The organism is Streptomonospora alba, assembly GCF_000826685.1.
Lineage (GTDB): Bacteria > Actinomycetota > Actinomycetes > Streptosporangiales > Streptosporangiaceae > Streptomonospora > Streptomonospora alba.
Map to the genome: position 1 here is coordinate 1 of NZ_JROO01000056.1, position 25,353 is coordinate 25,353.

Genomic DNA, 25,353 nt, shown 5'->3' on the forward strand with positions numbered 1-25,353 from the left:
TGGCGCCGGCGCTCATCGGCCGACACCGCCAGCGCCGACTGGTGGTTGAGGGGCGTCGACAGGCCGAGCACGGAGTTCCGGGTGAACTCGCGGCGCCGGCGGAACTCGGCGCTCGCCTCCGCGGCAGCCTCCCCGCCGGCGGGGCGGTTGAAGGCCGGGACGCTGAAGCTCGCCGTGCGTTGGAAGACGAACAGTTCGGCCGCCTGCTCGGCGACGACGGGGGTGAGCTGGATGCCCGAGGAGCCGGTCCCGACGACCGCCACGCGCTTGCCGGTGAAGCCGACATCCTCGGTCGGCCATGCGCCGGTGTGGTACCACTCCCCCGCGAAGTTCTCCAGGCCGGATAAATCGGGCACCCAGGGGACGGACAGGCACCCCGTGGCCATGACGCAATAGCGCGCCCTGACGACGTCTCCGCGGTCGGTTTCGACCAGCCAACGGCCGGACTCCTCGTCGAAGACGGCGCGTTCGACACGCGTGTCGAGCTGGACGTGCGGACGTAGGCCGAACCGGTCGGCCACATGGTCGAGGTAGCGAAGCAGCTCCTCCTGGCGCGGATAGCGTTCGCTCCACCGCCACTCACTCAGCAGCTCCTCGGAGAACGCGTACTGGTAGTCGATGCTCTCCACGTCACAGCGAGCACCCGGATACCGATTCCAGAACCAGGTTCCCCCGACGCCGCCGCCGGCCTCGAAGACCCGTACGGTCAACCCCTGTTCGCGGAGCCGGTACAGCTGGTAGAGCCCGGCGAATCCGGCGCCCACCACGACGGCGTCGTAGTCGGCTGTGTGACGGGGCTCGTGGTAAGCGCACATACAAGGTCCCTTCTTCGCCACACGAGTAGACAGGAGTCTTTCACTGGAGCAGTGGTTTCGGACCCCTGCGGCCACGGCCTCGGCGGCATGCGCCGACGGGCCGAGTTCGTCGCTGAGGTCGTGCACGGTCTCGGGCCCCGCGAACCGACGATGACGACCGTGTACCCGTTCGCTATCGCCGCGCCCGAACCGGCTTCCGACCTCGCCCCGCGCCGATGACGCCGATGGTCGTCACAAGCGCCTCCGCTGCACAGCCGTGATGAGAAATGCTGTGCGCTCGCGCGATCGCGCCGTGCGTCGCATCCGGCGCCCGAACGGATTCACTCGAACGCGGCGCCGTCCGCCTCATGCACCGGAGCGGCGGAATCCTTGCAATCCCGTGTCCGGGCGGGCAGGTCCGCCGAGGCCAGAAGGGCCAGCTTGTCCGCGTCGTCGGATCCGGGGTCCGGGTGGTACACGACCAGTTTCAGGTCCTCGGCCCCGCCCACGCTCAGCCGCTCTCTGTTGAGCGTGAGTTCCCCGATCTGCGGGTGATCCAACCGGATCGGCGTCCCGCGCTGGCCTCGTACTTCATGGCGAGCCCAGAGCCGACGAAACAGGGGGCTCGCCAATGAGAGCTCTCCGACGAGATCGGCGAAGCGGGGATCCTCGATGTCGTTGCCCACGGATTGCCGCAGATTCGCGATGAAGCACTCCGTGACGTTCTCCCACTCCGGGTACAGCCTCTGCTGGCCGGGTTCCAGGAACATGTCCCTCAGCTGGTTGCCGCCCACGACGAGTCGGGGATCGAGGGCCCTGGCGAGTGAGTTCGAGGCCAGGATGTCGAAGTACCGGCCTTCGATGAAGGCGGGCTGGACGAGGGAGTCCAGGAGCTTGAGCGCGCCGGGCGGCACGGTCTCCTTGCGCGGTCGGCGTCTGCGCTGCCGGGACGCCTCGGAGACCAACGTCAGCAGGTGGGCGAAGTGGTCGTCGTCGAGGTGCAGCGCCCGCGCGATCGCCTTGAGCACCTGCACGGACGGGTTGCGATCGCGGCCCCGCTCCAGCCGCAGGTAGTAGTCCGCGCTGATGCCGGCGAGCATCGCGACCTCCTCCCGCCGCAGCCCGGGCGCACGCCGCACCCCCACGTTGGGGATGCCCGCCTGCTCAGGCGTCACCAGCTCGCGCCGAGCGCGCAGGTACGCACCGAGGGCGTTCGGTCTCTCGCTCATGCGGTCAGCCTATTTCGCCGCAAAGCGAATAGAGGGGGCCCTGCCACACCCCAGGCTCGAAAGGGCTCTGGGTCCGGAGAGCGGCCCCGCATAGCGTTCCTGACGCACCAGGCCACACCTTTCCGGAGGAGAACCATGACCGTCGCACTCATCACCGGGGCCAACAAGGGAATCGGTTTCGAGACAGCCAAACAGCTTCTGGAGTCGGGCCACGTCGTCTACATCGGCGCGCGCGACGCCGAACGGGGTGAGAAAGCCGCGGCCGCGATCGGCACGCGATTCGTCCAGCTCGACGTGACCGACGACGCGTCGGTGAACAATGCGCTGGCGACGATCGATGCGGCCGAGGGCCGGCTCGACGTCCTGGTGAACAACGCGGGCATCCTGGCGGCAGGAGACGTCGACGGCCCCTTGGCCCTGCGTGCCTTCGACACCAACGCGGTGGGGATCGTGCGGGTCACGGAGGCGGCGCTCCCCCTGCTGCGCAAGTCCGCGAATCCCACCGTCGTCACCGTTTCGAGCAGCGCCGGGTCGTTCTGGGCGGTGACCAGCCCCGAAAGGCCCGAGTTCCACCTGTCGTCCGCGCTCTACTCCGCCTCCAAGGCGGCGGCCACCATGCTGACGGTCCAGTACGCCAAGTCCCAGCCGGGCATCAAGTTCAACGCGCTGGAGCCCGGCACCACCGCCACGGACATGACCGCGGCCTTCGGAATCGGAAGGCCACCCGAAAAGAGCGCCGAGGCCGTCGTGCGCCTGGCGACCCTCGACGCGGACGGCCCGACGGGGACCTTCCAGGACGAGAACAGGGAACTGCCCTGGTAGGCGCGTAGCAACCTGCGACGGAACTCAGCGGCGACGGCCGGCCCGGGGAGTGGGTCCCAAGCCGTCAAGATCCGAGTACAGCCCCTGCTCGGGGCATGGAGAGGTGATCATCATGGCTGACTTCGACATCCACGGGTTCTACCGCCGTTACATCGAGGAGCTCAACGCCCACACGTTCGACGGCATGGACGCGTTCATCCACGACAAGGTCACCCTGAACGGCGAGCCGGGCACCCGGGACGATGTCATCGCGGTTCAGAAGGCAGACATCGACGCGGTGCCGGACTTCCACTGGGAGGTCCGGGAGTTCCTCGTCGACGGTGACCGCGCGGCTGTCCGTGCGATCAACACGGGTACCCCCGTGAAGGAGTGGCTCGGTGTGGCTCCCACCGGCGCCTCGTTCGAGATCGTCGAGTACGCCATCTACCGGATCCGCGACGGACGGTTCGTACAGATGACGGCCCTGCACGACGCCTCGGCGCTAGAGCGACAGCTGGCGGGCTGACCTCTCACCTACCGACTTGGTCGGCGGCGCTGGTGTGATGCATCGTCGGCAACCGACGATGCCGAGGTGCCAGAGACTCCTCGCCGCGCCATCGGCGTGAGTCACCGGAATTTTCACAAGCGGGCTACTCAGCAGAGGACTCGCTTCGCCGGCCACCGGCGGTGCCGCCATCGGGTAGGACCAGGAGAACCCGCCGGTCCGGGTGCCCACGTTCCACTCGGCCGAGGGTTGGCGTTTGGTGGCCGAGTAGTCGCCCGTGCCGCCGTCGCTCCCGGCGTCGGCGGCCACCGCCAGCAGCGTGCCCTCGCCCCCGGTTGCCATGGCCGTGACCGTGACCGAGAGCGTCTGGGCTTCGGTGTCGTTGACGGCGTCCAAACCGACCGAGGGTACGCAGCCCTCGCCGCCGCCGGCGTCGGTGCAGCCGTCGAGGGCGACCAGGGCCAGTCGGGAGCCGTAGTCACCGCCGAAGGCCGAGGCGAAGTCGGCGTAGTTGACTCCCACCTGCACCGGAGCCGCGCCCGTGCCGCCGTCGGTGCGCTTGAGCCGCAGCAGCAACCCTCCACGCCCAGGCGCCGAGCCTGCGCGCGGTCCAGCACCTCCAGCTCGGCTTCCTGCACCTGCGTAGCGCTCCGCTGCGGCAAGCGGGGACCGCTCAGAACCGCGGCGACGGCCTGCACCGTCCGCACCTGTCCTGTGCGATGGGGGTGCGCTCCAGTCCGCACCCGAGGCCTGCTTTCGTGTTGGCTCGGGTCGTCCCCTCTCCGCCCCGCCTTGGCTACCTGCTGCGAGTTTTCAGGCGTTCTGGTGCGGTAGGTATGGGAGAGTGCCGTTTTGACGGAAAGCTGGGGTTTGCGACCGTGGGAGCAGGAGCGGGTCTGATGGGTGCAGGCGGGCAGCAGCCGCGAGCAGCCACGACCGGTCGTGCCCTGGTCCTCACCCTCGCCTCGGCTCTGGTTCCCGGCCTGGCCCATCTGCGGACCGGGCGACGGTGGGCCGGGGCGACCCTCCTGAGCCTGTTCGCGGTCCTGACCCTGGGTACCGCCGTCACGGCCCTGCTGCTGCACGGCGACCCGGCCGACAGCCTCCGGCTCGCCTCCCAGGGACGGTGGCTGCTGGCGGCGAGCCTGGCCGTCTTCGCGGCGGCGGTACTGTGGATGACCGTCATCGTGCACTCCTGGGTCATCATTCGGCCGCCCGCGGCCGGGCGCCCGGCCCGGTTCACCGGTGCGACGCTGGTCGTGCTGCTGTGCCTGGCCGTGGCTCTGCCCGCGGGGGCGGCCATGCGCACTGCCTACACCGCCCACGACACCGTCGATTCGGTCTTCGGTCCCGAACGCCCCGATGAACCGCCCCATGACGAAAGCGATCCGTGGGATGGGCGTGAGCGCATCAACGTGCTGCTGCTGGGCGGCGACTCGGGCGGCAACCGCTACGGGCTGCGCACCGACTCGATGATGGTGGCCAGCGTCGATGTGGAGTACGGCGACGTCGTGCTGATCGGGCTACCGCGCAACCTGGAGAACGTGCCCTTCCCCGACGGCACACGACTCGCCCGCGCCTACCCGGAACCGCAGGGGTTCGACGGCCTGCTCAACGACGTCTATCAGACCGTGGCCGAAGCCCCGGAGCGACTGGCCATCGACACCGGCGCCGAAGACCCCGCCGCCGACACCCTCAAGCGGGTCATCGCCGACGCCGTCGGCCTCGACATCGGCTACTACGCGCTGGTGGACATGCAGGGCTTCGACGACCTCGTCGACGCGATCGGCGGCATCGACGTACACATCGACGAGCCCATCCCCTACGGCCAGCAGGGCGAGGTCCTCAAGGCCGGCGACCGGCACCTCGACGGCAACGAGGCGCTCTGGTACGGGCGCAGCCGCACCAACAGCGACGACTACACCCGCATGGGCCGCCAAGGATGCCTGATCAAGTACGTCGCCGAACAGGCCGACCCGATGACCGTGCTCACCAGCTTCCAGGAGTTGGCCGGGGCGACCAAGCGCACCCTGCGTACCGACATCCCCCAGTCCAAGGCGGGGGCGTTCATCGACCTCGCGGAACTGACCAGCGGCGAAGGCGGCTTCAAGACGCTGCAGCTTTCCCCGCCCCAGGTCGATACCGCTTACCCGGACTGGGAGGAGATCCGCGGCCTGGTCGACGACGCCGTGGCCGAACAGGAGCGGTCGCAGCCATCCGATGACAGCGGCACCCCCTCCGGCTCGCCCGCCTCTCCCGGATCTCCCGGGGACGCGGACCAGGGTTCCACGGGCGGCGGCTCGTCCGTCCCCGACACCCCGGGCCGCCAGGTCGGCGAAGACGCGACCTCGCTCGACAAGCTCTGCCCCTGACGTCCGACGCCATCCTGCGCCGGCTCCTGCTGCCCCGCGGTGATGACCAGGGCGAGCGCCGCCTCCGCGCACCGCCGCGGGTACCGGGTCAGGCCCCGGTGGGCCGAAGGGTCACACCGGTGATGGTGCGCCCGTTGGTCTCGGTGACCGTGGCCGTCCACCCCTGCAGCGCGACCTCCTGCCCAGGCTGCTGCGGGATCTCGCCGAGCGCGGCGATGAGCAGGCCTGCCACGGTCACATAATCGCCCTCGGGCGCATCCTTCACGTGGACGGCGATGTCCGGCAGATCGTGGACAGGGTAGGTGCCGGGCAGCGAGATCGACCCGTCCGCATGGCGTTCGACGGTCTGCAGGTCCGAGTCCGTCTCGTCGTAGATCTCCCCGACGATCTCTTCGAGCAGATCCTCCAGGCTGACGATGCCGTCGATACCGCCCGTCTCGTTCACGACCACCCCCAACTGCTGATGCTCGGTCGTCATTCGCCGCAGCGCCTCGGAGACGACGAGGGAGTCGGGCAGCAGAAGCGGAGAACGCACCAACTCGCGCAAGCTGGCCTGCGACCGCAGCAGATCCGACCAGTGCACAACCCCGATGACATCGTCCAGATCCTCATCGGTGACCACAGGGGCACGCGAGTGGCCGTGCTCGGCGAGCATCAACGCCGCCTCATCCGTCCCGGTGGCGGCCGGAATGGTGAAGACGCTGCCCCGCGGAACGACCACCTCGCGCAACCGCCGATCGGTGATCTCGAACGCGCCGCTGAGGATCGTCCGCTGCTCGGGGGTGATCCCCCGCTGGGTGGTGATCATGTCGCGCAGTTCCTCTTCGGATATCTCCTCCTTGGCCGCATCGGGGTTTCCTCCGCTCAGACGCACCACCAGGTTGGTGGATACGCTGAGCAGCCACACGGCCGGGCGCGACAGCAGCGCCAGCAGGTTCAGCGGCCGGGCGACCAGCAGCGACCATCCCTCGGCTCGCTGCATGGCGATGCGTTTGGGGGCGAGTTCACCGAAGACCAGCGTGATGAAGGTCAGGACGACGGTCACCAGGACGACGGCCACCGGGCGGGCGGCGTCGCCGAGGAAACCCAGCGGCTCGACCAACGGCTGCGCCAAGGCGATCGCGGCGGTCGCAGAGGCGAGGAACCCGGCCAGGGTGATGCCGATCTGAATGGTCGCCATGAACCGGTTCGGTTCACGGGCCAAGCGCGCGACGGCCTGGCCGCCGGTTCCGCGTTCCTCCAGCTTCTTCAGCTGGCCCTCGCGCAACGTGATGAGCGCGATCTCGCTGCCGGCGAAGAGGGCGTTGACGACGACCAGGACGAGAACGAGGCCGAGCTGGACCCCGTAGCCTTCCATAGCGGCCTTCCCTGTAGATGATGTGGGCCCCCTGGCCGTGATCGGGCCTGGAAAGCACACCTTCCCATAAGGGGCGAGCCCGACACACAGGCGGGAGAGCCTCACCCGGGGGCGGTCCAGCGGGGCGGAAGCCGGTCTGGCTCTTCTCGCAGAGAGACCCACGGGCCTGAAACACCCGTCTCCGGGGGGGCTGGGCCGACACCGCCCCTGACAGCCCAGCCCGGAAGATCGTCCGTCGCCGATCCGGGCCGGATCGCCGGCTCGTCGCACGCGACCGTGTGCCGGTCGGCGCTGGAACCGGTCGATGCGGGCCCTGGCCTGACGATTCTGATTCCAGGAAGGAGGCAGAGTATGGCAGCACCGGGGAAGTACAGCGACGAGCTTCGTGAGCGGGCGACGCGGCTGACATTGGAGGCGATCGCGGTCGAGGGCGAGAGGACGGGCCCGATCCGCCGGATCGCCCGGCAACCGGACATCCACCCCGAGGCGCTGCGGTCGTGGGTCAAGCGGGCCGAGATCGACGCCGGCCGGGCACCCGGCCAGAACCGCGGCGAAGCCGGTTCAGACGAGGGGCGGGATCACGGCACGCGGGTCAGCACCAGCGGGGCGGGGCTGGTCTCAAGAAGCCGGGAACTGACGCTGCCCAGGATGCTTCGGGCGATGCCGACCCGGCCGCGGTTGGCGAGGACGGCGATGCTTCCCGGGTGCCGGCTGAGCAGTTTCGCGACCTCCTCGGCCGGAGCCGATCCCCTCAGCTGAGTGTGACCGACCGATGCGCCGCCGTCGGCCATGCGGTCGGCGATTCGAGCCGTCCGCTCCTCCGATGCCTCGACGTCATCTTCGGTCGATGCGACATGGACCAGTTCCAGCTCCAGTTTGAGCTGGTCGGCCCAGCTTTGCGCGAGCGCGATGCCCGTATCGTCCCGGGCGCCGTGATCCAGGCATACCATCGCTCGGCGGAAGGAGTCCGTGCTGTGGTCGGACCGGTAGCTCGGCCCGACCATCAAGACGGGGCCCGGCGCCGTGTGCAGGACGTACTCCGTAACGCTTCCGGCGACCAGCCGCGAGAAGCGATCGCGGTTGTGGGTGGCCATGCACACGACCGTGCCGGCCTGTTCGGCGATCATGTCCACGATGACGTCGCCCGCCCAGCCCGAACCCACGACCGTCACCTCGACATGGTCATAGGCCGATGCGGCGGCGGTCTCGTCCACGTTCCGCGCCCATCTGCCGCGGACGGGATCATGCACGGTCAGCAACTCGACCGGCACCTGTAGTGTCCGTGCGATCCGAAGCGCGGGGTCGACGGCCGATTCGGCCTCGCGCGAGCCGTCCAACGGCACGACCAGTCGCGTGATGGACGAGAGACCGGCGCTCGCGGCAGGCGCCCGCCTGCGGCGGGTGCCGCGATTCGGCCTGACCTCCACTGTTAAACTCCCTCCGATCCGGCACACCCCCAGCAACGGGAGACGATGAGCGTCCAACTGCCCGCCGACGGGTGGATCCTCGCAACCGCGCTGCTCCTCGTCGCCGCGGTCCTGGCGGCGGGATTCGCTCACCGGATCCGTGTCCCCGGGCTGCTGCTGTTCCTCGCGTTGGGCATGCTCATCGCCGACGACGGCTTGGCGCTGGTCTCGCTGAACGATCCCGAAATCGCCCAGATCGGCGGCACTGTCGCACTGCTGCTGATCCTCTTCGAAGGCGGGCTGACAACCAAGCCCGGCGACATCCGGCGCGCAGCAGCCCCCGGACTGCTCCTGGCCACCGTGGCCGTGGTCATCACCGCGGGGATCCTCGGGGCAGGAACCTACCTCCTGCTCGATATCGAGCTCCTCACCGCCCTGTTGATCGGAGCGGTCGTGGCATCCACCGATGCCGCGGCGGTGTTCGCCATGCTACGGCGGGCACCCTTGCCCCGCAGACTAGCGGCACTGCTCGGCGTCGAATCCGGCGCCAACGATCCCATCGCCATCATGCTCACCATCGGGTTGATCACCACATGGCGCGGATCGCCCGGCCCGGGTGACTGGCTCCTCTTCACCGTCGTCCAACTCGGCGGCGGACTGGCGGTCGGCGCACTCGTGGGACTAGCCGGAAGCTGGCTGCTGACGCGCATCAACCTCGGTCCTGCCGGGGTGTACCCGGTATTGGCGCTCGGCATCGCCGGCCTCTCCTACGGCATAGCCGCCCAGCTGGGCGCCTCAGGGTTCCTCGCCGTCTACATCACCGGGCTCGTCGTGGGCGCCCGCGCGCCCCTGCACCGCCGCGGCATCCGCACGTTCCACGAGGGCCTGTCCAACACCGCCGAAGTCGGCCTGTTCCTCATGCTCGGCATGCTGGTCTTTCCCACCGAGCTTCCCGCGGTGGCCACGGCCGGCCTCGCTGTCACCGCGGTGCTGGTACTCGTGGCCCGCCCGGTCTCCGTCGCGCTCTGCCTGGTGTGGTTCGGCTATTCCTGGCGCGAGCTCGTCTTCATCAGCTGGGTCGGGTTGCGCGGTGCCGTGCCGATCGTCCTCGCCACCTTCCCTTTCGTCGCCGGATACCCCGACGGCACGCTGATCTTCAACGTCGTGTTCTTCGTCGTGCTGGTCTCGGCCGCTGTCCAGGGCGTCAGCATCCGCACGGTCGCGCGCTGGCTCGGGCTCGGCGCCGGCGGCCACACCCTGGCACCCGTCGCCGAGGCGCTACCCGTCAGCGACATCGGCACCGAACTGATCGAGGTCCGGGCCGCCGCCGACCTGCCCATCGTCGGCAAGCAGCTGGACGAGGTATCCCCGCCGCACGGTCTGGTCACCACGATTCTGCGCGGAAACCGCGCACTCATCCCCACCCCTCGTACACGTATCCGCGAGAACGACCTCATCATCGTCGCCATGCCACGCCGCCCCGACGCCAACCGGCTCGTCACCGCCTGGGCCAAAGGCGAGACACCCGCTCCCTGACCGCTCGGCAGCGAGAGGCCCGGCTATCACCAGGTCCCTCTGGCGGGCGTTGACCTTCGAGTGGGCTTGAGGGTCTAGATTCGGGCCATGACTGCGCGCGACGCGGGCGAATCGGCGTCCGCACCCGCCTCCCGACCGGGGACGGCGCTGGTCACCGGCGCGTCCTCGGGTATCGGACGCGAGACGGCCCGGCTCCTGGCCGAGAAGGGCTTCCGCGTCTTCGGCATCAGCCGCGCCGACCGCCCCGACTTCGCCGGCGTGTCGCTCGCGCCGAGGTCGCCTCACCCGACGGCGGCCCCCTCAGGCTCGGCCATCGGGACGGGGATCGCCGGCCGTGTCACCGGAACATCGTGGCGGCCGTTGCCACCCGGGGCCTGCCGCTGTGGCGCATTCGTCCATCGGCGACGATAGAGAAACCGCGTCGGGGGTAGTCGGCACATATGTCTCGTATCGCCGATGTACTACGCACGATCGCGAACGCCATCGCGTCCGCGATAGGAGCCGTCGCCCATGCCGTCGTCACAGTGGTGACACTGCCCTTCCGGGCTCTGGCCAAGCTCTTTCGCAAGCGCTGACCTCGGCCTTCCCAGGAGCAAGACCGCAGCCCCCTCTGAGCAGCGTCCCAACGGCCCCCAGAAAGCGGGACCTTCGGGTTGATCGACCGTTGGCGATCCGCACCGGCGTCCGCTGCGAACACCGCGTGAGCGTGAAACGGGCGTCGCCATCAGGCCGGGTGCGGCCCGCCGCCGCGCGGGCGACCGGGCCGTCCGCGGTGTCCGCACCGCCCTCGCCGCCGGCGAGGGCGGCGAGGGCGGTGCGGCGCAGTGCTCCCGACAGTGTCAGCGCAACCGCTACGGTGACCACGCATCCGCCCGCACCCGCGGCGTCGAAGGTGAGGGGCGCCGAGGCGGCGTCCAGCAGCAGGCCGCCCGCCACCCGCCGCGGAGCTGCGGAGCCGAGGTGCGCACGGGTCGGGGGCCGGCGGCGCGGGTCACCTGGGGTTCTCGGTCTCGATCCCCGCGAGCGGACCCGGCGGCTCGTCGAGCGTGCGCGCCGCGACCTCGTCATAGGTCGGGAGGCCGGTGACGCTGTCGCCTGCTCGGACGGACTCCGCGGTCTCGGCGGTGGCTTTGAGGGCGGCCCTGAACAGGAGCGATCCGGTGCTCACCCGGCGGACACCGAGGTCGCGGAGCTGCCGCAACGGGAGTTGGCTGAGCAGGTTGAGGGGCACGGGCAGGTCCCGGGCCAGCGCGCCGATCAGCGCGCTGTCCCGCAGGCCCGGCACGAAGACGCCGTCCGCACCGGCCCCGACGTAGCGATCCGCCCGTCGCCGGGTCTCTTCCCTGGCTTCGTGCCGCCAGTAGGTGTCGACGCGTGCGTTGACGAACAGCTCGGGTGCGGCGTCCTTGACCGCCCGGACCAGGTGAGCCTGTTCGGCCGCCGGCGCGAGCCCGCCGGGGCGGCCGTCCTCGACGTTGATCCCCGCCACGCCCAGGACGGCCAGCTCGCTCGCCAACTCGGCGGGGTCGGCCCCGAGTCCGTACTCGATGTCGACGGTGATCGGGACCGGGAGGGCGACGAGCCGGGACGCGAGTTCCCGTGTTTCGGAGCGGGTGCGGCCGGCGGCGTCGGGAAGCCCGTGCGCGGCCGCGACGCCGAGGCTCGTCGTTCCGACGGCGGCGAAGCCCGCCCGCACCAGCGCCATGGCGGAGGCCACGTCCCAGGCGTTGGGGAGGACGAGCGGCTCCGGGCCGTCGTGCATGCGCCGGAAGAGGCGGGCCCCGTCGACCAGGGCCCCGGCCTGGGCCCTGGCGGGGCAGGCGTGGCGTCCGGCCCCGAAGGGCCGGGCGGCGAGGTCGACGACGACCTCCGAACCGTCGGGGGCGATCCTGCGTGTGGTCGGAACCGGGGGCTCCCGACCCGCCATCGCCGCCCGTACGGCGTCGTGGGCCTGCACCAGCAGTCCGAGCCGTACGGCGGTCTCCTCGTCCCAGCGCCCGCCGGCCGCTGCCACCAGGCGGGCGACGGCCTCGTCCGCGGCCGCGGTGACGCACTGGTGGGGCTGGTAGCAGGAGGCGACGAGAGCGACGTCGGCCGCCGCCGACCGGGGCAGGCCCAGCGCTTCGGCGAGGTTCGCGACGGGCGCCCCGGGCCGCCGCAGCGCCGCGGCGTCGAGGGCCCCGAGCATCCGCTCGGCGAGCGCGCGCCGCCGCGCGTGCACCGGGCCTTCGGCGAACCGGGGGACCCGGCCCCGCAGCCAACGCACGCCGTCGCGCGCAGGCGGCTGGACGGGGACCGTGTACCCGGGGTTCTCCAGAATCTCCATGGCCCGAAGCTAAGGACGGGAAGGTTCGGTGGAGCCCGAACCTTCCATGGGCGACGATCGCTGTATGCCCGGTGAAACGCTGGCGGCCGTCGCGGGGGTCGTCGCCAACCGCACCCGCGCCGCGTTCTGCGACTCCCTCCTCGACGGCCGGTCCTGGTCGCTGTCCCAGCTGGCCGACGCAGCCGGGGTTTCACTGCCGACCGCGAGCGAGCACGCGACCGTCCTGGTCGCCGCCGGGCTGTGCCGCGAGCACCGCCGCGGACGGAGCCGCCGCCTCGCACTCGCCGACGCACGCGTGGCTGGGTGCCTGGAGGAGCTGGCCTCGCTCGCCGGGCCGCGGCAGACGGGCGGGCGAACGCTCGCGGCGGTGTCGAAGAGGCAGGCCCTCGCGCGCGGGCGTACCTGCTACGACCACCTGGCCGGGCGGCTCGGGGCGGCCATCACCGACGCGCTGCACGAGCGCGGCGTCCTCGACACCGCGTTCGCCTTCACCCCCTTCGGTCGCGAATGGTTCGCCGACCACTTCGCCGGCCCCATCGCCCCCGGTCGGCGCCCGCTGACTCGCAGCTGCCTCGACTGGACCGAGCGGCGCTCCCATCTCGCCGGGGCGGCGGGGGCCAGGGTCTGCACCGTCCTCTTCGAGCGCCGATGGATCGAGCGAATCGGTACCGACCGCGCCGTCGTACCGACGGCTGAGGGCGCGGAGGGGATCGGCCGGCTGCTGGGGTGCGACGTGAGCGGGGACAGCCGCTGACGCCGTTCGCCCGGTGGGCGCCCCGCCGACTCCGCTACCGGTGAAAGCGGCCCGGCGACCCGTGGACCGTCCGCGACGCCGCCCCCGTGCCGTCGCCCGGCCGACGACGTGCGCGTGGCGGCGCCGCCCCGCTGAGCGTCCGCCGCTTCCCGTGCACACCGTGTGGATCGACCGGCCCGGGCGGCTCCGGTGAACGTCACCAGCGGCGGCAGGGCGGCCGCGTCGGTGACGGCGTGGACGGCCACCGCCGCCGACCGGATCGATCCGCTGCGGCACATCGGCTCGGCGGCGAGGGTCCCCACCAGACGAAGGGAACCCCGGGCCGACGGCACGGCGCGATGGCCCGCCGGGTCACCCGTGCAGCCGGCCGCCGGGGCAGGGTCCGGGAAACTTCGCACGTCGGCTGTGTCGTGTCGTCCGACGCTGTCGAGGAGCGGGTGATGATACTCGGTCCATGCTCAGTGGAATCCTCGGACGCGTTCTGCCCGCATCACAGGTGCGCACCTCAGACGAACTTGTGCAGAGCCTGGACCTGTCGGCGGGTGACAGCCGGGCCAAGAGGTCGGCGTTCTGGACGATGCTGGCACTGTCCGCTGTCATCGCGGTCGGCGGCGTACTGACGGACTCGACGGCCACGGTGATCGGGGCGATGATCATCGCCCCTCTGTCCACCCCCATCATGGCGATCGCCCTGGGCATCGTCCGCCAGCGCCCGACCGATGCGGTTCGGACGACCGTCCTGGGCTGCCTCCTGGTGATCGGAGTCGGTTTGGTGGTTTCGGCGGTGGTGCCCAGCGGCTACGACCTGCTGAAGAACAGCCAGGTCACGGGACGGACCTCGCCCGGGATCATGGATCTCGTCTCCGCTCTGGCGACAGGTGCCGCCGGTGCGGTGGCGCTGGCGCGCCGGGACGTCGCCGCCGTTCTGCCCGGTGTGGCCATCGCGATCTCGCTGGTCCCTCCCCTGGTGGTTGCGGGCGTATGCCTGGGGCGCGGTGCGCTTTGGCTTGCGGCGGGCGCCTCGGTCCTGTTCCTGTCCAACCTCTTCGCGCTGGTGTTCGCCGGCATGGTGCTCTTCGCGGCGGCCGGCCACGGCACACCGCCGAAGGACCGCAGAGAGCGCCCTGCACGCAGAGCACGGCGTGTGCTGGGCCTGCTGTTCGTGATCGTGCTCGTCCCCTTGGCCGCCCACACTGCGGCCACCCTCCTGCTCACGGTGTGGACGGAGCGGGCCGAGGCCGCCGCCGAGCGATGGATATCCCGGCAACCGCACGCATCGGTGAGCCGGGTGTACACGGCCTCGCGGACGGTGCACATCGAAGTCCGCTCCCGCGACGCCCCGCCCCCGGTGGACCCGCTGCTCGCCGACCTCCGGGGCCGAGTCCCCGGCCGTCTCGCGGTGGTGGTGGAGACGACCCGCGGAGAACGCGTCGACGCCGGTGCGATCGGCGGCTCCTAGCCCTTGCCCGCGCCGCCTCGGGCGGGGCCTGCCGCGATTCCGTGCTCCGGACCGGTCTCCCGTCCCCGCGAGGTGCGGCCGGGTCAGGGCGTGACGATCGGGAAGTCGGGGCGGGACTCGTCGAGAACCGACATCAGCCGGCTGAGCACCGCGGTGTCGCCCCGGTGCCGCACCCCCTCCAGATCCGCGTTCGTGAGGACCTGCACCAGCTCGGGCTTGGACAGGGTCAGCACCAGTTCCGCCGGGTCGCCCGAGGGATCGGGGTAGTGGATGAGCACGCCGTTGGAGAGCACGGCCCGGTAGCGCTCGCCGGTATCGGTCATGTGGAGGTCCAGGGAGAGCTCCTCCGCCCAGGCGCGCGGCCCGTCGACGCGGATCGCCACCGAGTCCAGGAGCTGGGTGACGTCGAGCGCCGGCACCAGGCTGTCGGTCAGGGCGATGGCCGTCGGCGGCACGCCCTCCCGTAGCTCCGAGGCCCCTACAAGGAAGAAGTTCCGCCAGGTGGCGCATTCGGATCCGTAGCCCAGGCGCGTGAGGAGGTCGGCCAGCAGCTCCTTGGCGTCGGATCGGTCGGGCGCGGCGAACACGGCGTGCGAGCCCAGCTCGGCGGCGAAGCGGAGGTCTCCCTCGTCGGCGAACGAACGGGCCCGGTCCATGAGGACGTCGACACCGCCGAAGGCGCGGGCGTAGCGCTGGGCCTGGGCCTGCGGAGGGTACTGCCACAGGTGGGCGGGGTTGCCGTCGAACCATCCCATGTAGCGCTGATAGACCGCTTTGATGTCGTGGGAGATCGAACCGTAGTAGCCCCGTGCGCTCCAGGCCTGTTCCAGCTCCGGAGGGATGGGCAGCTCTTCGGCGATCTCGGCGCCCGTGGCCCCCTTGTTCATCATCCGCAGCGTCTGGTCGTGGATGTAGGCGTAGATGTCGCGTTGTTCGGAGAGGAATCCCCGAATCCTCTCGACGCCCCAGACAGACCAGTGGTGGGAGGCGAAGACGACGTCGGAGCGGTCGGCGAACAGCTCGATCGCCTCGTTCAGGTAGCGCGACCACATCCTGGCGTCGCGGACCTGCGCACCGCGGAGGGTGAGCAGGTTGTGCAGGGTGTGGCAGGCGTTCTCGGCCGTGCACAGGGCCCGGTGCTCGGGCAGGTGGAAGTTCATCTCCGCCGGCGCCTCGGTCCCCGGCGTCATCTGGAAGACGAACCGGACCCCGTCCAGCACCTCCTCCTGACCGGTGCGGGTGACCTCCAGGGTCGGGGGGACCAGTCCCACCCGGCCCTGGGACGTGCCGATGCCCAGGCCCATCCCGACCCGTCCCTCAGGTCCGGGTTCGAGGCCGAACGCGGCGAAGTACATGCCGCGCCGGATCATGGCGGTGCCGGCGTAGACGTTCTCCGACACGGCGTGCTGCATGAAGTCCTTCGGCGCCGCGATCGGGATCCTGCCCGCTCGGACCTCGGCCGCGTCGACGACCCCGAGCACACCGCCGAAGTGATCGAGGTGCGGGTGGGTGTAGACGACGGCCGTGACGGGCCGGTCGGAGCGGTGCCGCCGGTACAGGTCCAGAGCCGCCGCGGCCACCTCCTCGGAGACCAGGGGATCCACGACGATGACGCCCTCGCGGCCCTCGATGAGCGTCATGTTGGACAGGTCCATGCCACGCACCTGGTAGACGCCCTCGACGACCTCGAACAGCCCGCTCATGACGGTCAGCCGCCCCTGGCGCCACAGGTGGGGGTGAACGGTGCCGGGAGCGGGGCCCGCGCCGTCGTCCAGGAAGGCGAACGGGCGCAGGTCCCAGACGGAGCGCCCCTGCTCGTTCGTCACGTTCAGGGGCGCCGGGGCGATGAAACCGCGGCGGGCGTCGTCGAAGTCGGCGGTGTCGTCGGGCGAGGGGACCGTCGGACCCCGCCGGTCGTCCCCCGACCCGGTCGGCCGGGGGACGTCGGCGGGCCTGCTCCCCGTGTCGGCGCCGTGTGCCATAGACCCTCCTGCGGTCGTCGTCGGCCCCGGGTGCCGCGCACCCGGGGCCGCGGAAGTGCCGGCCCGGCACATACCCGCAACCGAGTCGTCGTAGGGCCAAGCGGCGGTCAACGCCTGGTCCCGGGCCGCGCCGACCGGGCCCGCACCTCCCTCCGCCGCGCCCTGGTGCGGGATCGGCCGGCAGGGTCAGCGCTCCTCGTCCTCCTGGTAGACCTCCGCAGTTCCGGGACCGTGGTCGGGCAGTGCGGAGTCGGCGACGGCCTCCCGGTGCAGCCGCAGGAACTCCAGGTGCCGCTCGTACTCGTCGAGGATGTTGCCGATGAGCTGCTCCTTGCTGTAGCCCATCACGTCATAGCCCTGGCTGCCCTCGGTGAGGTAGACCTCGAAGCGCACGTAGGTGTCGTGCTCGGTCAGCGACCGGATGGCGAACGCCGGAGTGGGAACCTCGATCGGCCACACCCGGTAGCTGAACTCCTCCTCGGTGCCCATGGGCACTCTCAGCTCCAGGTGCGGGATCCCGGTGTCCTCGTCGACGCCTTCGACGACGGAGGCGTCCGCGCCCTGTTCGCGCAGCTCGCCCGAGACTTCCTGGAACGCGGGACGGCACACCTCGTCGACGAACCTGGTGCCCGCCCTCTTGCCGGGGAAGTTCATCGCGCGCGCGAGCCGCTGCCGCCAGGTTCGGGCGGTCATCGGTGCCGACAGGGCGGTCCGGGACGCATCGCTCCGGAACCCCTCGACCCGCAGCGCCCTGGACAGGCCCCACATGACCAGGATCATCACGAACGAGAACGGAAGCCCCATGATGATGGTCGCGTTGGTCAGCGCGCTCACGCCGCCGACGATGAGCATGGCCAGGGTGAGCAGACCGGTCACCGACGCCCAGTAGACGCGCAGCCACGCCGGTGCGTCGGTGATGGGCGTGGGCAGGTAGGAGCTGAGGTTGCCGGTCACCAGCGCACCGGAGTCGGCCGAGGTGACGTAGAGCAGCAGTCCGACGATCGTGGCCAGCCCGGCGCTGAAGAGGAACCCCGGGTACTGGTCGAGCAGCGTGTAGAACCCGTGCTCGGGTGTGTTCATGGCGGTCTGGCCGAACTCGGTGTTGCCGCCCATCACGATGCTCAGCGCGCTGTTGCCGAAGATCGACAGGAAGGTCAGCGTGTACAGCAGGGGGATCACCAGCGTCGCCGCGACGAACTGCCGGATGGTGCGGCCGCGCGAGATCCTGGCGAGGAACAGTCCCACGAACGGCGCCCAGGCGATCCACCAGGCCCAGAAGAACAGCGTCCAGGCGTTGAGCCAGTCGATCGGCTGGTCGTAGGCGAAGGTGTTCAGCGTGATCTCGGGGAAGCGGCTGATGTAGTCGCCGATGTTCAGGATCAGGGCGTTGAGCAGCCAGACCGGGTCCTCGGCGATGAGCACGTACAGCATCAGGATGATGGCGAGCACGACGTTGATCTCGGAAAGCCGCCTGATCCCCCGGTCGACACCGGCGACGGCGGAGACCGTGGCCACGAGCACGGCGAGGACGATCAGCCCGACCTGCGCCGTGACCCCCTCGGGGATGCCGAAGAGGACGTTCAGTCCGTAGTTGAGCTGCACGACGCCGATCCCCAGCGACACGGAGATGCCGAAGACGGTTCCGATGATGGCCGCGAGGTCCACCGCGTCGCCGATCCGGCCGTGGATGCGCCTGCCGATGAGCGGGTACAGGGCCGATCGGATGGCCAGCGGAAGGCGGTAGCGGAACGCGAAGTAGCCCAGCGCCATGCCCATCAGCGCATACATCGCCCACCCGGTGATGCCGTAGTGGAACAGCGACCACACCACAGCCTGCCTGGCCGCCTCGATGGTCTCCGGGTCGCCCTCGGGCGGCGCGAGGTAGTGGGTGACGGGCCCGGAGACGGAGAAGAACAGCAGGTCGATGCCGATTCCCGCCGCGAACAGCATGGAGGCCCACGCGAACAGGCCGTAGTCGGGGGTGGAGTGCTGCGGCCCGAGCTTGACCGCGCCGTAGCGCGACAGGGCGATGAACACCACGAAACCCAGGTACAGGGTGGCGACGAGGAAGTAGTACCAGCCGAATCCCCGGGAGATCCATCCCACGACCGTGCCGATGACGTAGTCGGCTCCCGTCGGCGTGATGATCGCCCAGATCGAGATCGCGAGGATGACCACGGACGCCCCGACGAACACCACGGGTTTGAGCCTGCTCGCCTCGGGCCGCTGTTTGACCGCGGTTGCGGGGTCCCCCGGTCCGGGGGCGTTCCCCCGTCCTCCGTTGCTGGACACGGACTCTCCTCTCATACCTGTGATGCCGGTACCGGCTCACTGCGGGTGGAAGCGGGACGCTGCCGATTATGGACTTCGCGGCTCCTCGGCGAACACCGTCAGGCATGCGTCATTTGTCGCTGTAGCCTCCATTACCGGCAGAGATCCGGTGCATGCCCGGTTCCGGATGATAAGGATCACCGGTCGTCGCGGATGAGGTCGGCGGCCCGCTCGCCGGTCGCCAGCACGGTGACCATGGGGTTGGGAGTGGGAAGCGTCGGGAAGACCGACGCGTCGACGACGCGCAGTCCGGACAGGCCGCGCACCCGCAGCCGCGGGTCGACGACCGCCGTCTCGTCGTCCTCGGCACCCATGCGGCAGGTCCCGGCAGGGTGGTACACGGTGTGGGCGGCGCGACGGCCGAACTCCGACAGCCCTGCGTCGGTGGTGACACCGGGTCCCGGGGCGATCTCCCGCTTCAGCGCGGACTTGAAGGGCTCGGTGGCCGCGATCTCGCGGGCGATCTTCAGGCCGTCCACGATGGTCCGCGCGTCGTGGTCGTCGCGGTCGGTGAAGTAGCGGAAGTCCAGTGCGGGCTTGACCGAAGGGTCGGCGCTGGTCAGCCACAGCTTGCCGCGGGCGCGCGAGCGCGGGATGTTGGGCGTCATGCAGATGGCGTGCTCGGGCACGGGGTAACCGAGCCGCTCGGTGTTCTCCGCGAACGGAACCATGTAGATGTGGAACATCAGATCCGGACGCGGATCGCCGGTGTCGCGCCGGACGAACAGGGCGCCGTCGGAGTCCATGACCGTGGTGTCCGGCAGCGGGTCGGTCTCCCACATGATGATGGACTCCGGGTGGTCGAGCAGGTTCTCGCCCACGCCCGGAAGGTCGTGGCGCACCTCGACGCCCACGTCCCGCAGGTCCCGGGCGGGGCCGACACCGGAGTGCAGCAGCAGCCGAGGGGTATCGACGGCCCCGGCGCAGAGGACGACCTCGCGGTCGGCGCGGACGGTCCGGCGTTCACCGGAGGGCGCCACCACTTCGACTCCCGTGGCGCGGCCGTCCTCCAGCAGCAGCTTCGCGGCCCAGGTCTCGGTCATGAGCGTGAGGTTCTCCCGCACGCCGAGGATGGGGTGCAGGTAGGCCACGGAGGCCGACGATCGGTACCCGGTGTAGGGGTCGTAGGCCACCGGGAGGAAGCCGACCCCGTCGCTGAAGCCGCCGCCGTGCGAGGTCGCGGCGTTGAAGTCGTCGATGACCGGCGCTCCCGTGGCCGCGGCCGACGCCTCGATCCAGTCCTTGACGACCGGATTGCGGTCCTGTCGGGCCACCGGGACGATGTTGCACTTGATGCGGTCGCAGTAGGCCTGCACCGTCGCGTTGTCCCAGCCCGCGGCGCCGGCCGCCTCCCAGTCGGCGAGGTCCTCGGCGAACGGCCGGAAGCTGATCAGCGTGTTGTGCGAGGAGCATCCGCCGAGCACGCGGGCCCGCGCGTGGCGGATGTGGGAGTTGCCGTACGGCTGCTCCACGGTCGGGTAGTCGTAGTCCAGTTCGCCACCCAGCACGTTGAGCCAGTTGCGCAGCTTCAGCACGCGCTCGTCACCCACGTCGGAGGGGCCGCCTTCGATCAGGCAGACGGTGGTGTCGGGATCCTCGGTGAGCCGGTTGGCCACCACGGACCCCGCCGTACCGCCACCGACGATCACGTAGTCATACGGCATTCTCGTTCTCCCTCACAGTGGCGTCGGGGTATCGGGATCAGCCGAACCAGCGCTGCGGCGCGGGCTCCAGGTTGCGGTAGATGTGCTTGGCCTCCCGGTACTCGTCGAGGCCGGCGTGGCCGAGTTCGCGGCCGATGCCCGAGCGCTTGAAGCCGCCCCACTCCGCCCCCGGCAGGTAGGGGTGGAAGTCGTTGATCCAGACGGTGCCGTGGCGCAGCGCGCGCGCCACCCGGTCGCCGCGTGCGGCGTCGTCGGTCCACACGGCGCCGGCGAGGCCGTAGTCGGTGTCGTTGGCGAGTTCGACGGCCTCGGCCTCGGTGCGGAACCTCTCCACGGTGACAACGGGGCCGAAGACCTCCTGCTGCACGATCTCCATGTCGCGGCGGCAGTCCACGAAGACGGTGGGACGGAAGAAGTACCCCTCTGCCAGCTCCGGGGCGTCGGGGCGCTCGCCCCCGGTGAGCAGCCGCGCTCCCTCCTCGATTCCCGTGGCCACGGCCGCCTCGACCTTGCCGCGGTGCTCGGCGGAGATCAGCGGGCCGGCTTGGGTCTCCTCGGCCTGGCCGTTTCCCAGCTTGATGCGCTCGGCGCGCCGGACCAGCTCCGCGACGAACGCATCGTGGATCGCCTCGTGGACGATGAGCCGCGACCCGGCGGAGCAGACCTGACCGGAGTCGAAGAAGGCGGCGTTCAGCGCGTAGTCGACGGCGGTGTCGAAGTCGGCGTCGTCGAAGACGACGTTGGGGTTCTTGCCGCCCAGCTCCAGCGCGACCTTCTTCACCGTGCCGGAGGCCGCCGCCATGATCCGCCTGCCGGTGTCCAGACCGCCGGTGAAGGACACGAGGTCGACGTCGCGGCTGTCCACCATTCCGGCGCCGACCGACGCCCCAGCGCCGAGCACGAAGTTGACGACGCCCGGGGGCACGCCCGCCTCGGTGGCCAGCTCCACCAGCTTCGCCGAAGTCACCGGTGTGATCTCACTGGGTTTGATCACCACGGTGTCGCCGGCGGCGAGCGCCGGAGCGACCTTCCAGGAGAGCTGCAGCAGCGGATAGTTCCATGGGGCGATGAGCGCGCACACGCCGACCGGCTCGTAGACGACTCGGCTGAAGACCGCTTCGTCCGTGGAGACGACGCGGCCCGCGTCCTTGTCGGCGAGTCCCGCGTAGTACCGGAAGACGGCGGTGACGTCGTCGACGTCCATACCGCCCTCGGCGACCGTCTTCCCGGTGTCCAGGGACTCCGCGAGGGCGATTCGCTCGCGGTCGCGCTGGAGGCGGTCGGCGATCCCGTCCAGGATCGCTCCGCGTTCTGCCGCCGGGCGGTGCGGCCACTCGCCGTGATCGAAGGCTCGGCGCGCCGCCGCGATCGCGGCGGTCACATCGGTGTCCCCCGCCTCGCTCACGACCGCGATGACAGAGGCGTCGTAGGGATTGCGGATCTCCCGGACGCCGCCGTCGGCGGCCGGGCGCCATGAGCCGTCGATATAGAGGCTCGTGGCCGTGGTGGCTCCCGGATCGGACAGGTACTCGGCGCCGGACAGCGCCCCTTCAGCAGTGGTCACAAAGGGTTGGCTCACAGGCCCCGTGCTGCCCTGGGAACTCCGCCGCCTAACCTGCGGTTCCACTTCTTTGCCGTTCCGATGCGCCTGGTCACCGGGCGATCGCCGTCCTGGGCCGACCGGAGCCGGTCCTGAGCGGGGGGTCGGCTGCCCGGAGCGCTCATCGGTCCGATCGGCGGAGTCCCGCGATGAGGAGCCCGACCACTCGGCGTGCGTCGTAGCGGGGGTCGCTCTCCGCGCCGATGCAGATGTTGCCGACGCCGCGCATGAGCTCGTAGGCCTCGATGTCGGAGCGGATCTCGCCGGCTTCGGCCGAGGCGTCGAGGAGCTGGGCACACACGGGCAGGAGGCGGTCGAGGAAGTAGGCGTGCAGCGCTTCGAAGTCCGTGTTGTCGGAGCGCAGGACGGCGGCGAGCCCGTGCTTGGTGACCAGGAAGTCGACGAAGAGGTCGATCCATCGCCCCAGCGCGGCGTACGGGGTCGGACCGCTCTCCAGCAGGGCCGGACCGGCCTCGGCGCAGGCCTCGACCTGGCGCCGGTAGACGGCGACGACGAGGTCGGCCCGGGTCGGGAAGTGGCGGTAGATCGTCCCCATCCCGACGCCGGCCTTGGCCGCGATTTCGCGTACCGGGGCCTCCACGCCTGAGGCGACGAAGACCGCGGCGGCCGCGTCGAGCAGGGTCTCCTGGTTGCGCCGGGCGTCCGCCCGCTTGGCCCGGGCCGCGTGCCCCGTGCCCTCGCCGTCGTCGTTCACCGCTCAGCTCTCCTGCTCTACGTGACTTGCCAAACGGAACAATGCTCCGTATTGTTTCCGGAGCAGTGCTCCGCTTAATCATTCTGCCAGAGCAGGGGCACAGCAGCGCAACCGCACGGCCGCCGCGCATCGCCACACCCCGTTTCGCTCCCGATGAAGGAGAACCCTCATGCAGTACCGCACCCTGGGCCGCACCGGTGTACAGGTCAGCTCGCTCGCGTTGGGCGCGATGAACTTCGGCACGATGGGCGGCACCACCCAGGACGAGGTCACCGCCATCGTCGACGCCGCCCTCGAGGGCGGGATCAACCTCATCGACACCGCCGACGTGTACAGCGGCGGCGAGTCCGAGGAGATGGTCGGCAAGGCCGTCGCCGGCCGCCGAGACGACATCGTGCTGGCCACGAAGGCGGGCCTGCCCATGGGCGATGGGCGCGGCCGCCGGGGCAGCTCGCGCCGCTGGCTGGTCACCGCGCTGGACGACAGCCTGCGCCGTCTCGGCGTCGACCACGTGGACCTCTTCCAGATCCACCGGTGGGACCCCGGCACCAGCGACGAGGAGACGCTGTCCGCTCTGACCGACCTGCAGCGCGCGGGCAAGATCCGCCACTTCGGCTCCTCGACCTTTCCCGCCTACCGCCTCGTGCAGGCCCAGTGGACCGCCCGCGACCACCGCCTGAGCCGCTACGTCACCGAGCAGCCCAGCTACTCGGTCCTGCAGCGCGCAATCGAGGGCGACGTGCTGCCTGTCGCCGAAGAGTACGGACTCGGGGTACTGGTGTGGAGTCCGCTGGCTTCCGGCTGGCTGTCCGGGGCGATCCGCGAAGGCCGCGAGGTCACCACCAACCGCGCGGCGTTCATGCCGCAACGCTTCGACACCGCGGTCCCGTCCAACCGGGTCAGGCTCGACGCCGTGGAGCAGCTGGCCGAGATCGCCGACGGGGCCGGTCTGACCATGATCCAGCTCGCGCTGGGGTTCGTTACCGCCCACCCGGGCGTGACCAGCGCGCTCATCGGTCCCCGCACACTGGACCACCTGCACTCGCAGCTCGCCGCCGCGGACACCGTGCTCTCCGCCGACGTACTCGACGCGATCGACGCCGTCGTCGCTCCCGGCACCGACCTGGCGGCACACGAGAAGAACGACACCCCGCCCGCACTGCTCGACCCGTCGATGCGGCGCCGCTGACCGTCCGAGGGGGCTCCCCGGCTTCTCCCACGACTTCGGGAGCTGCGGGAGCGGACGTGTCCGGCGCGAAGGCCGCCGGGAGACGCCGGGCCTCTCTCTGCGCACGGCCACGCGAACCGAGTACATCCGCCTTCCGGTAACCACGTCGAGACACCGGCAGCGCGCCCCTTCGGCGCGCTGCCGGTGTCGAAAGGACCCACGACTCCATGCCACACACACCCCGGCCGCGCTTCGGCATCATGACCGCGCCCTCGCAGGTCGACTACCACGACGTCCTGCGGGTCTGGCGCGAGGCGGACACGATTCCGGAGATCGAGCACGCGTGGTTGTTCGACCACCTCATGCCGATCGGCGGTGACCCGGACGGACAGGCGTACGAAGGTTGGACGCTGCTCTCGGCCCTCGCCGCCCACACCCGACGACTGCGGCTGGGCGTACTCGTGACCAGCAACCGGTTCCGACCGCCCGCGATGCTGGCCAAGATCGCCACGACCGTCGACATCGTCTCCGGCGGTCGGCTCGACTTCGGTATCGGCGCCGGCTCCCGACCCGGCCATCCCCTGGCGCGGCGCGAATACGAAGCCCACGGCCTGCCCTTCCACGACTCCGCACACGCTGTGGGAAGCCTCGCGGAAGCCTGCACGGTGATTCGGCGCTTGTGGACCGAGGAGGAGCCGTTCGACTTCGACGGCACCTACCACCGGCTGATCGGGGCGTTCGGCAACCCCAAACCCGTGCAGCGCCCCCACCCGCCGATCCTCGTCGGCGGACGCTCGTCCGCGGCGCTGCGCGTGGCCGCCGAGCACGCCGACGTGTGGAACGTCCCGGGCGGTGGCATCGGCGACGCCGTAGGCCGCAGCGCGCTGCTGGACCGCAACTGCGCCGAGATCGGTCGCGACCCCGCCTCGATCACCCGCTCGATCCCCCTGCCCGTCTCCTACGAACAGCCCGGTACCACCCGGGACGCGATCGGCGCTGCGATCGGCGCCGGCTTCGGGCACATCATCCTCGGACTGCCGGCGCCCTACCCCGCCGACGTCGCACAGTGGGTCGCCGACGAACTCGTCGGCCCCTCCGCCTCCCGGTGAGGACCGTCCGGGCCGCGCATCATCGGCTGTCGCGGGCCATGCCCGCCTCGTGGGCGATCAGGGCCGCCTGTACCCGGTTGCCCACGTCCAGCCGGGTGTGGATCGAGGCGAGGTGGGTTTCGACCGTGCTCTCCGTCAGCCCCAGCCGGTCGGCGATCCGGGCGTTGGTGATGCCTTCTCCATAGGTTCTCCGACATGACACGTCGGATACGCGGAGCGGGCGCCGGCCTGCTGACCGTTTTTCC

General features: G+C 70.5%; 22 protein-coding genes and 1 pseudogene. 11 read left to right on the forward strand and 12 right to left on the reverse strand.

The window, feature by feature from the left end; genetic code table 11:
* Together LP52_RS24005 and LP52_RS24010 are read right to left on the reverse strand one after the other, a co-directional pair.
* Positions 1 to 815: flavin-containing monooxygenase (locus LP52_RS24005; protein ID WP_040276683.1), on the reverse strand; the 815-nt coding region annotated here is incomplete at its 3' end.
* 320 nt (positions 816 to 1,135) lie between these two features.
* The gene (locus LP52_RS24010; RefSeq protein WP_040276684.1) at positions 1,136 to 2,023 is read right to left on the reverse strand and encodes a helix-turn-helix domain-containing protein; all 888 of its coding nucleotides are present in this window, start codon (positions 2,021 to 2,023) and stop codon (positions 1,136 to 1,138) included.
* Between the two features lie 135 nt (positions 2,024 to 2,158).
* Between LP52_RS24010 and LP52_RS24015 the strand changes: the two genes are divergently transcribed.
* Together LP52_RS24015 and LP52_RS24020 are read left to right on the forward strand one after the other, a co-directional pair.
* Positions 2,159 to 2,845: an SDR family NAD(P)-dependent oxidoreductase gene (locus LP52_RS24015; protein WP_040276685.1), complete on the forward strand. Its 687-nt coding sequence runs from the start codon at positions 2,159 to 2,161 to the stop codon at positions 2,843 to 2,845.
* 112 nt (positions 2,846 to 2,957) lie between these two features.
* Positions 2,958 to 3,350, forward strand: a complete 393-nt coding sequence (locus LP52_RS24020) for an ester cyclase (protein ID WP_040276704.1) — start codon at positions 2,958 to 2,960, stop codon at positions 3,348 to 3,350.
* Here the strand turns inward: LP52_RS24020 and LP52_RS24025 are convergent.
* Positions 3,327 to 3,905 carry a hypothetical protein gene (locus LP52_RS24025; protein WP_040276686.1) on the reverse strand — a complete coding sequence of 193 codons (579 nt, stop codon included), beginning with the start codon at positions 3,903 to 3,905 and terminating at the stop codon, positions 3,327 to 3,329. The two genes, LP52_RS24020 and LP52_RS24025, sit on opposite strands and share 24 nt — an antisense overlap.
* 323 nt (positions 3,906 to 4,228) lie before the next feature.
* Between LP52_RS24025 and LP52_RS24030 the strand changes: the two genes are divergently transcribed.
* Positions 4,229 to 5,701, forward strand: coding sequence for an LCP family protein (locus LP52_RS24030; RefSeq protein WP_040276687.1), 1,473 nt, complete (start codon positions 4,229 to 4,231; stop codon positions 5,699 to 5,701).
* Between the two features lie 88 nt (positions 5,702 to 5,789).
* On the opposite strand, the gene LP52_RS24035 is transcribed toward LP52_RS24030, so the two are convergent.
* Positions 5,790 to 7,058: a hemolysin family protein gene (locus LP52_RS24035; RefSeq protein ID WP_040276688.1), complete on the reverse strand. Its 1,269-nt coding sequence runs from the start codon at positions 7,056 to 7,058 to the stop codon at positions 5,790 to 5,792.
* Positions 7,059 to 7,409: 351 nt separating this feature from the next.
* Between LP52_RS24035 and LP52_RS29045 the strand changes: the two are divergent.
* Positions 7,410 to 7,577, forward strand: a pseudogene (locus tag LP52_RS29045) (transposase); the annotation flags it as partial.
* Positions 7,578 to 7,636: 59 nt separating this feature from the next.
* On the opposite strand, the gene LP52_RS24040 reads toward LP52_RS29045, so the two are convergent.
* On the reverse strand, positions 7,637 to 8,485 hold the full coding sequence (locus tag LP52_RS24040; RefSeq protein WP_040276689.1) for a universal stress protein: 849 nt from the start codon (positions 8,483 to 8,485) through the stop codon (positions 7,637 to 7,639).
* Between the two features lie 45 nt (positions 8,486 to 8,530).
* On the opposite strand from LP52_RS24040, the gene LP52_RS24045 reads away from it, so the two are divergent.
* From LP52_RS24045 to LP52_RS28815, 3 genes are all read left to right on the forward strand, one after another.
* Positions 8,531 to 10,000 (forward strand): potassium/proton antiporter, encoded by a 1,470-nt coding sequence (locus LP52_RS24045; RefSeq protein ID WP_040276690.1) that lies wholly within the window; start codon positions 8,531 to 8,533, stop codon positions 9,998 to 10,000.
* Positions 10,001 to 10,087: 87 nt separating this feature from the next.
* The gene (locus tag LP52_RS29050; RefSeq protein WP_084723454.1) at positions 10,088 to 10,411 is read left to right on the forward strand and encodes an SDR family NAD(P)-dependent oxidoreductase; all 324 of its coding nucleotides are present in this window, start codon (positions 10,088 to 10,090) and stop codon (positions 10,409 to 10,411) included.
* Positions 10,412 to 10,440: 29 nt separating this feature from the next.
* Positions 10,441 to 10,575 (forward strand): hypothetical protein, encoded by a 135-nt coding sequence (locus LP52_RS28815; protein WP_274518835.1) that lies wholly within the window; start codon positions 10,441 to 10,443, stop codon positions 10,573 to 10,575.
* A 416-nt stretch (positions 10,576 to 10,991) separates the two neighbouring features.
* Here the strand turns inward: LP52_RS28815 and LP52_RS28595 are convergent, their stop codons facing one another.
* Positions 10,992 to 12,326 carry an isocitrate lyase/PEP mutase family protein gene (locus LP52_RS28595; protein ID WP_052810218.1) on the reverse strand — a complete coding sequence of 445 codons (1,335 nt, stop codon included), beginning with the start codon at positions 12,324 to 12,326 and terminating at the stop codon, positions 10,992 to 10,994.
* A 64-nt stretch (positions 12,327 to 12,390) separates the two neighbouring features.
* Here LP52_RS28595 and LP52_RS24055 point away from each other — a divergent pair, with 64 nt between their 5' ends.
* Positions 12,391 to 13,080 carry a winged helix-turn-helix domain-containing protein gene (locus tag LP52_RS24055; RefSeq protein WP_238581076.1) on the forward strand — a complete coding sequence of 230 codons (690 nt, stop codon included), beginning with the start codon at positions 12,391 to 12,393 and terminating at the stop codon, positions 13,078 to 13,080.
* A 454-nt stretch (positions 13,081 to 13,534) separates the two neighbouring features.
* Complete coding sequence (locus tag LP52_RS24060) at positions 13,535 to 14,539, forward strand: DUF389 domain-containing protein (RefSeq protein WP_040276692.1); 1,005 nt, start codon at positions 13,535 to 13,537, stop codon at positions 14,537 to 14,539.
* Between the two features lie 83 nt (positions 14,540 to 14,622).
* Here the strand turns inward: LP52_RS24060 and LP52_RS24065 are convergent, their stop codons facing one another.
* From LP52_RS24065 to LP52_RS24085, 5 genes are all read right to left on the reverse strand, one after another.
* Positions 14,623 to 16,521 (reverse strand): alkyl/aryl-sulfatase, encoded by a 1,899-nt coding sequence (locus tag LP52_RS24065; protein ID WP_040276693.1) that lies wholly within the window; start codon positions 16,519 to 16,521, stop codon positions 14,623 to 14,625.
* A 186-nt stretch (positions 16,522 to 16,707) separates the two neighbouring features.
* Positions 16,708 to 18,813: a choline BCCT transporter BetT gene (betT, locus tag LP52_RS24070; RefSeq protein ID WP_040276694.1), complete on the reverse strand. Its 2,106-nt coding sequence runs from the start codon at positions 18,811 to 18,813 to the stop codon at positions 16,708 to 16,710.
* A gap of 176 nt (positions 18,814 to 18,989) precedes the next feature.
* Positions 18,990 to 20,516, reverse strand: a complete 1,527-nt coding sequence (locus LP52_RS24075; RefSeq protein ID WP_040276695.1) for a GMC family oxidoreductase — start codon at positions 20,514 to 20,516, stop codon at positions 18,990 to 18,992.
* 37 nt (positions 20,517 to 20,553) lie between these two features.
* Positions 20,554 to 22,095, reverse strand: coding sequence for an aldehyde dehydrogenase family protein (locus tag LP52_RS24080; RefSeq protein WP_040276696.1), 1,542 nt, complete (start codon positions 22,093 to 22,095; stop codon positions 20,554 to 20,556).
* A 142-nt stretch (positions 22,096 to 22,237) separates the two neighbouring features.
* Positions 22,238 to 22,831 carry a TetR/AcrR family transcriptional regulator gene (locus tag LP52_RS24085; protein WP_040276697.1) on the reverse strand — a complete coding sequence of 198 codons (594 nt, stop codon included), beginning with the start codon at positions 22,829 to 22,831 and terminating at the stop codon, positions 22,238 to 22,240.
* Between the two features lie 169 nt (positions 22,832 to 23,000).
* Between LP52_RS24085 and LP52_RS24090 the strand changes: the two genes are divergently transcribed.
* Together LP52_RS24090 and LP52_RS24095 are read left to right on the forward strand one after the other, a co-directional pair.
* On the forward strand, positions 23,001 to 24,020 hold the full coding sequence (locus LP52_RS24090) for an aldo/keto reductase (RefSeq protein ID WP_040276698.1): 1,020 nt from the start codon (positions 23,001 to 23,003) through the stop codon (positions 24,018 to 24,020).
* 206 nt (positions 24,021 to 24,226) lie between these two features.
* Positions 24,227 to 25,108 carry an LLM class flavin-dependent oxidoreductase gene (locus LP52_RS24095; protein WP_040276699.1) on the forward strand — a complete coding sequence of 294 codons (882 nt, stop codon included), beginning with the start codon at positions 24,227 to 24,229 and terminating at the stop codon, positions 25,106 to 25,108.
* 19 nt (positions 25,109 to 25,127) lie between these two features.
* Here the strand turns inward: LP52_RS24095 and LP52_RS28600 are convergent, their stop codons facing one another.
* Complete coding sequence (locus tag LP52_RS28600; RefSeq protein ID WP_052810219.1) at positions 25,128 to 25,310, reverse strand: response regulator transcription factor; 183 nt, start codon at positions 25,308 to 25,310, stop codon at positions 25,128 to 25,130.
* Positions 25,311 to 25,353 lie beyond the last annotated feature (43 nt).

What these genes read in the sequence shown, in the direction of transcription:
- LP52_RS24090 (WP_040276698.1), top strand. Translation starts at nt 23,001, where the DNA reads ATGCAGTACCGCACCCTGGGCCGCACCGGTGTACAGGTCAGCTCGCTC.
- LP52_RS24010 (WP_040276684.1), bottom strand. Translation starts at nt 2,023, where the DNA reads ATGAGCGAGAGACCGAACGCCCTCGGTGCGTACCTGCGCGCTCGGCGC.
- LP52_RS24075 (WP_040276695.1), bottom strand. Translation starts at nt 20,516, where the DNA reads ATGCCGTATGACTACGTGATCGTCGGTGGCGGTACGGCGGGGTCCGTG.
- LP52_RS24065 (WP_040276693.1), bottom strand. Translation starts at nt 16,521, where the DNA reads ATGGCACACGGCGCCGACACGGGGAGCAGGCCCGCCGACGTCCCCCGG.
- LP52_RS24095 (WP_040276699.1), top strand. Translation starts at nt 24,227, where the DNA reads ATGCCACACACACCCCGGCCGCGCTTCGGCATCATGACCGCGCCCTCG.
- LP52_RS28815 (WP_274518835.1), top strand. Translation starts at nt 10,441, where the DNA reads ATGTCTCGTATCGCCGATGTACTACGCACGATCGCGAACGCCATCGCG.
- LP52_RS24055 (WP_238581076.1), top strand. Translation starts at nt 12,391, where the DNA reads ATGCCCGGTGAAACGCTGGCGGCCGTCGCGGGGGTCGTCGCCAACCGC.
- LP52_RS28595 (WP_052810218.1), bottom strand. Translation starts at nt 12,326, where the DNA reads ATGGAGATTCTGGAGAACCCCGGGTACACGGTCCCCGTCCAGCCGCCT.
- LP52_RS29050 (WP_084723454.1), top strand. Translation starts at nt 10,088, where the DNA reads ATGACTGCGCGCGACGCGGGCGAATCGGCGTCCGCACCCGCCTCCCGA.
- LP52_RS24035 (WP_040276688.1), bottom strand. Translation starts at nt 7,058, where the DNA reads ATGGAAGGCTACGGGGTCCAGCTCGGCCTCGTTCTCGTCCTGGTCGTC.
- LP52_RS24015 (WP_040276685.1), top strand. Translation starts at nt 2,159, where the DNA reads ATGACCGTCGCACTCATCACCGGGGCCAACAAGGGAATCGGTTTCGAG.
- LP52_RS24020 (WP_040276704.1), top strand. Translation starts at nt 2,958, where the DNA reads ATGGCTGACTTCGACATCCACGGGTTCTACCGCCGTTACATCGAGGAG.
- LP52_RS24060 (WP_040276692.1), top strand. Translation starts at nt 13,535, where the DNA reads ATGCTCAGTGGAATCCTCGGACGCGTTCTGCCCGCATCACAGGTGCGC.
- LP52_RS24045 (WP_040276690.1), top strand. Translation starts at nt 8,531, where the DNA reads ATGAGCGTCCAACTGCCCGCCGACGGGTGGATCCTCGCAACCGCGCTG.
- LP52_RS24030 (WP_040276687.1), top strand. Translation starts at nt 4,229, where the DNA reads ATGGGTGCAGGCGGGCAGCAGCCGCGAGCAGCCACGACCGGTCGTGCC.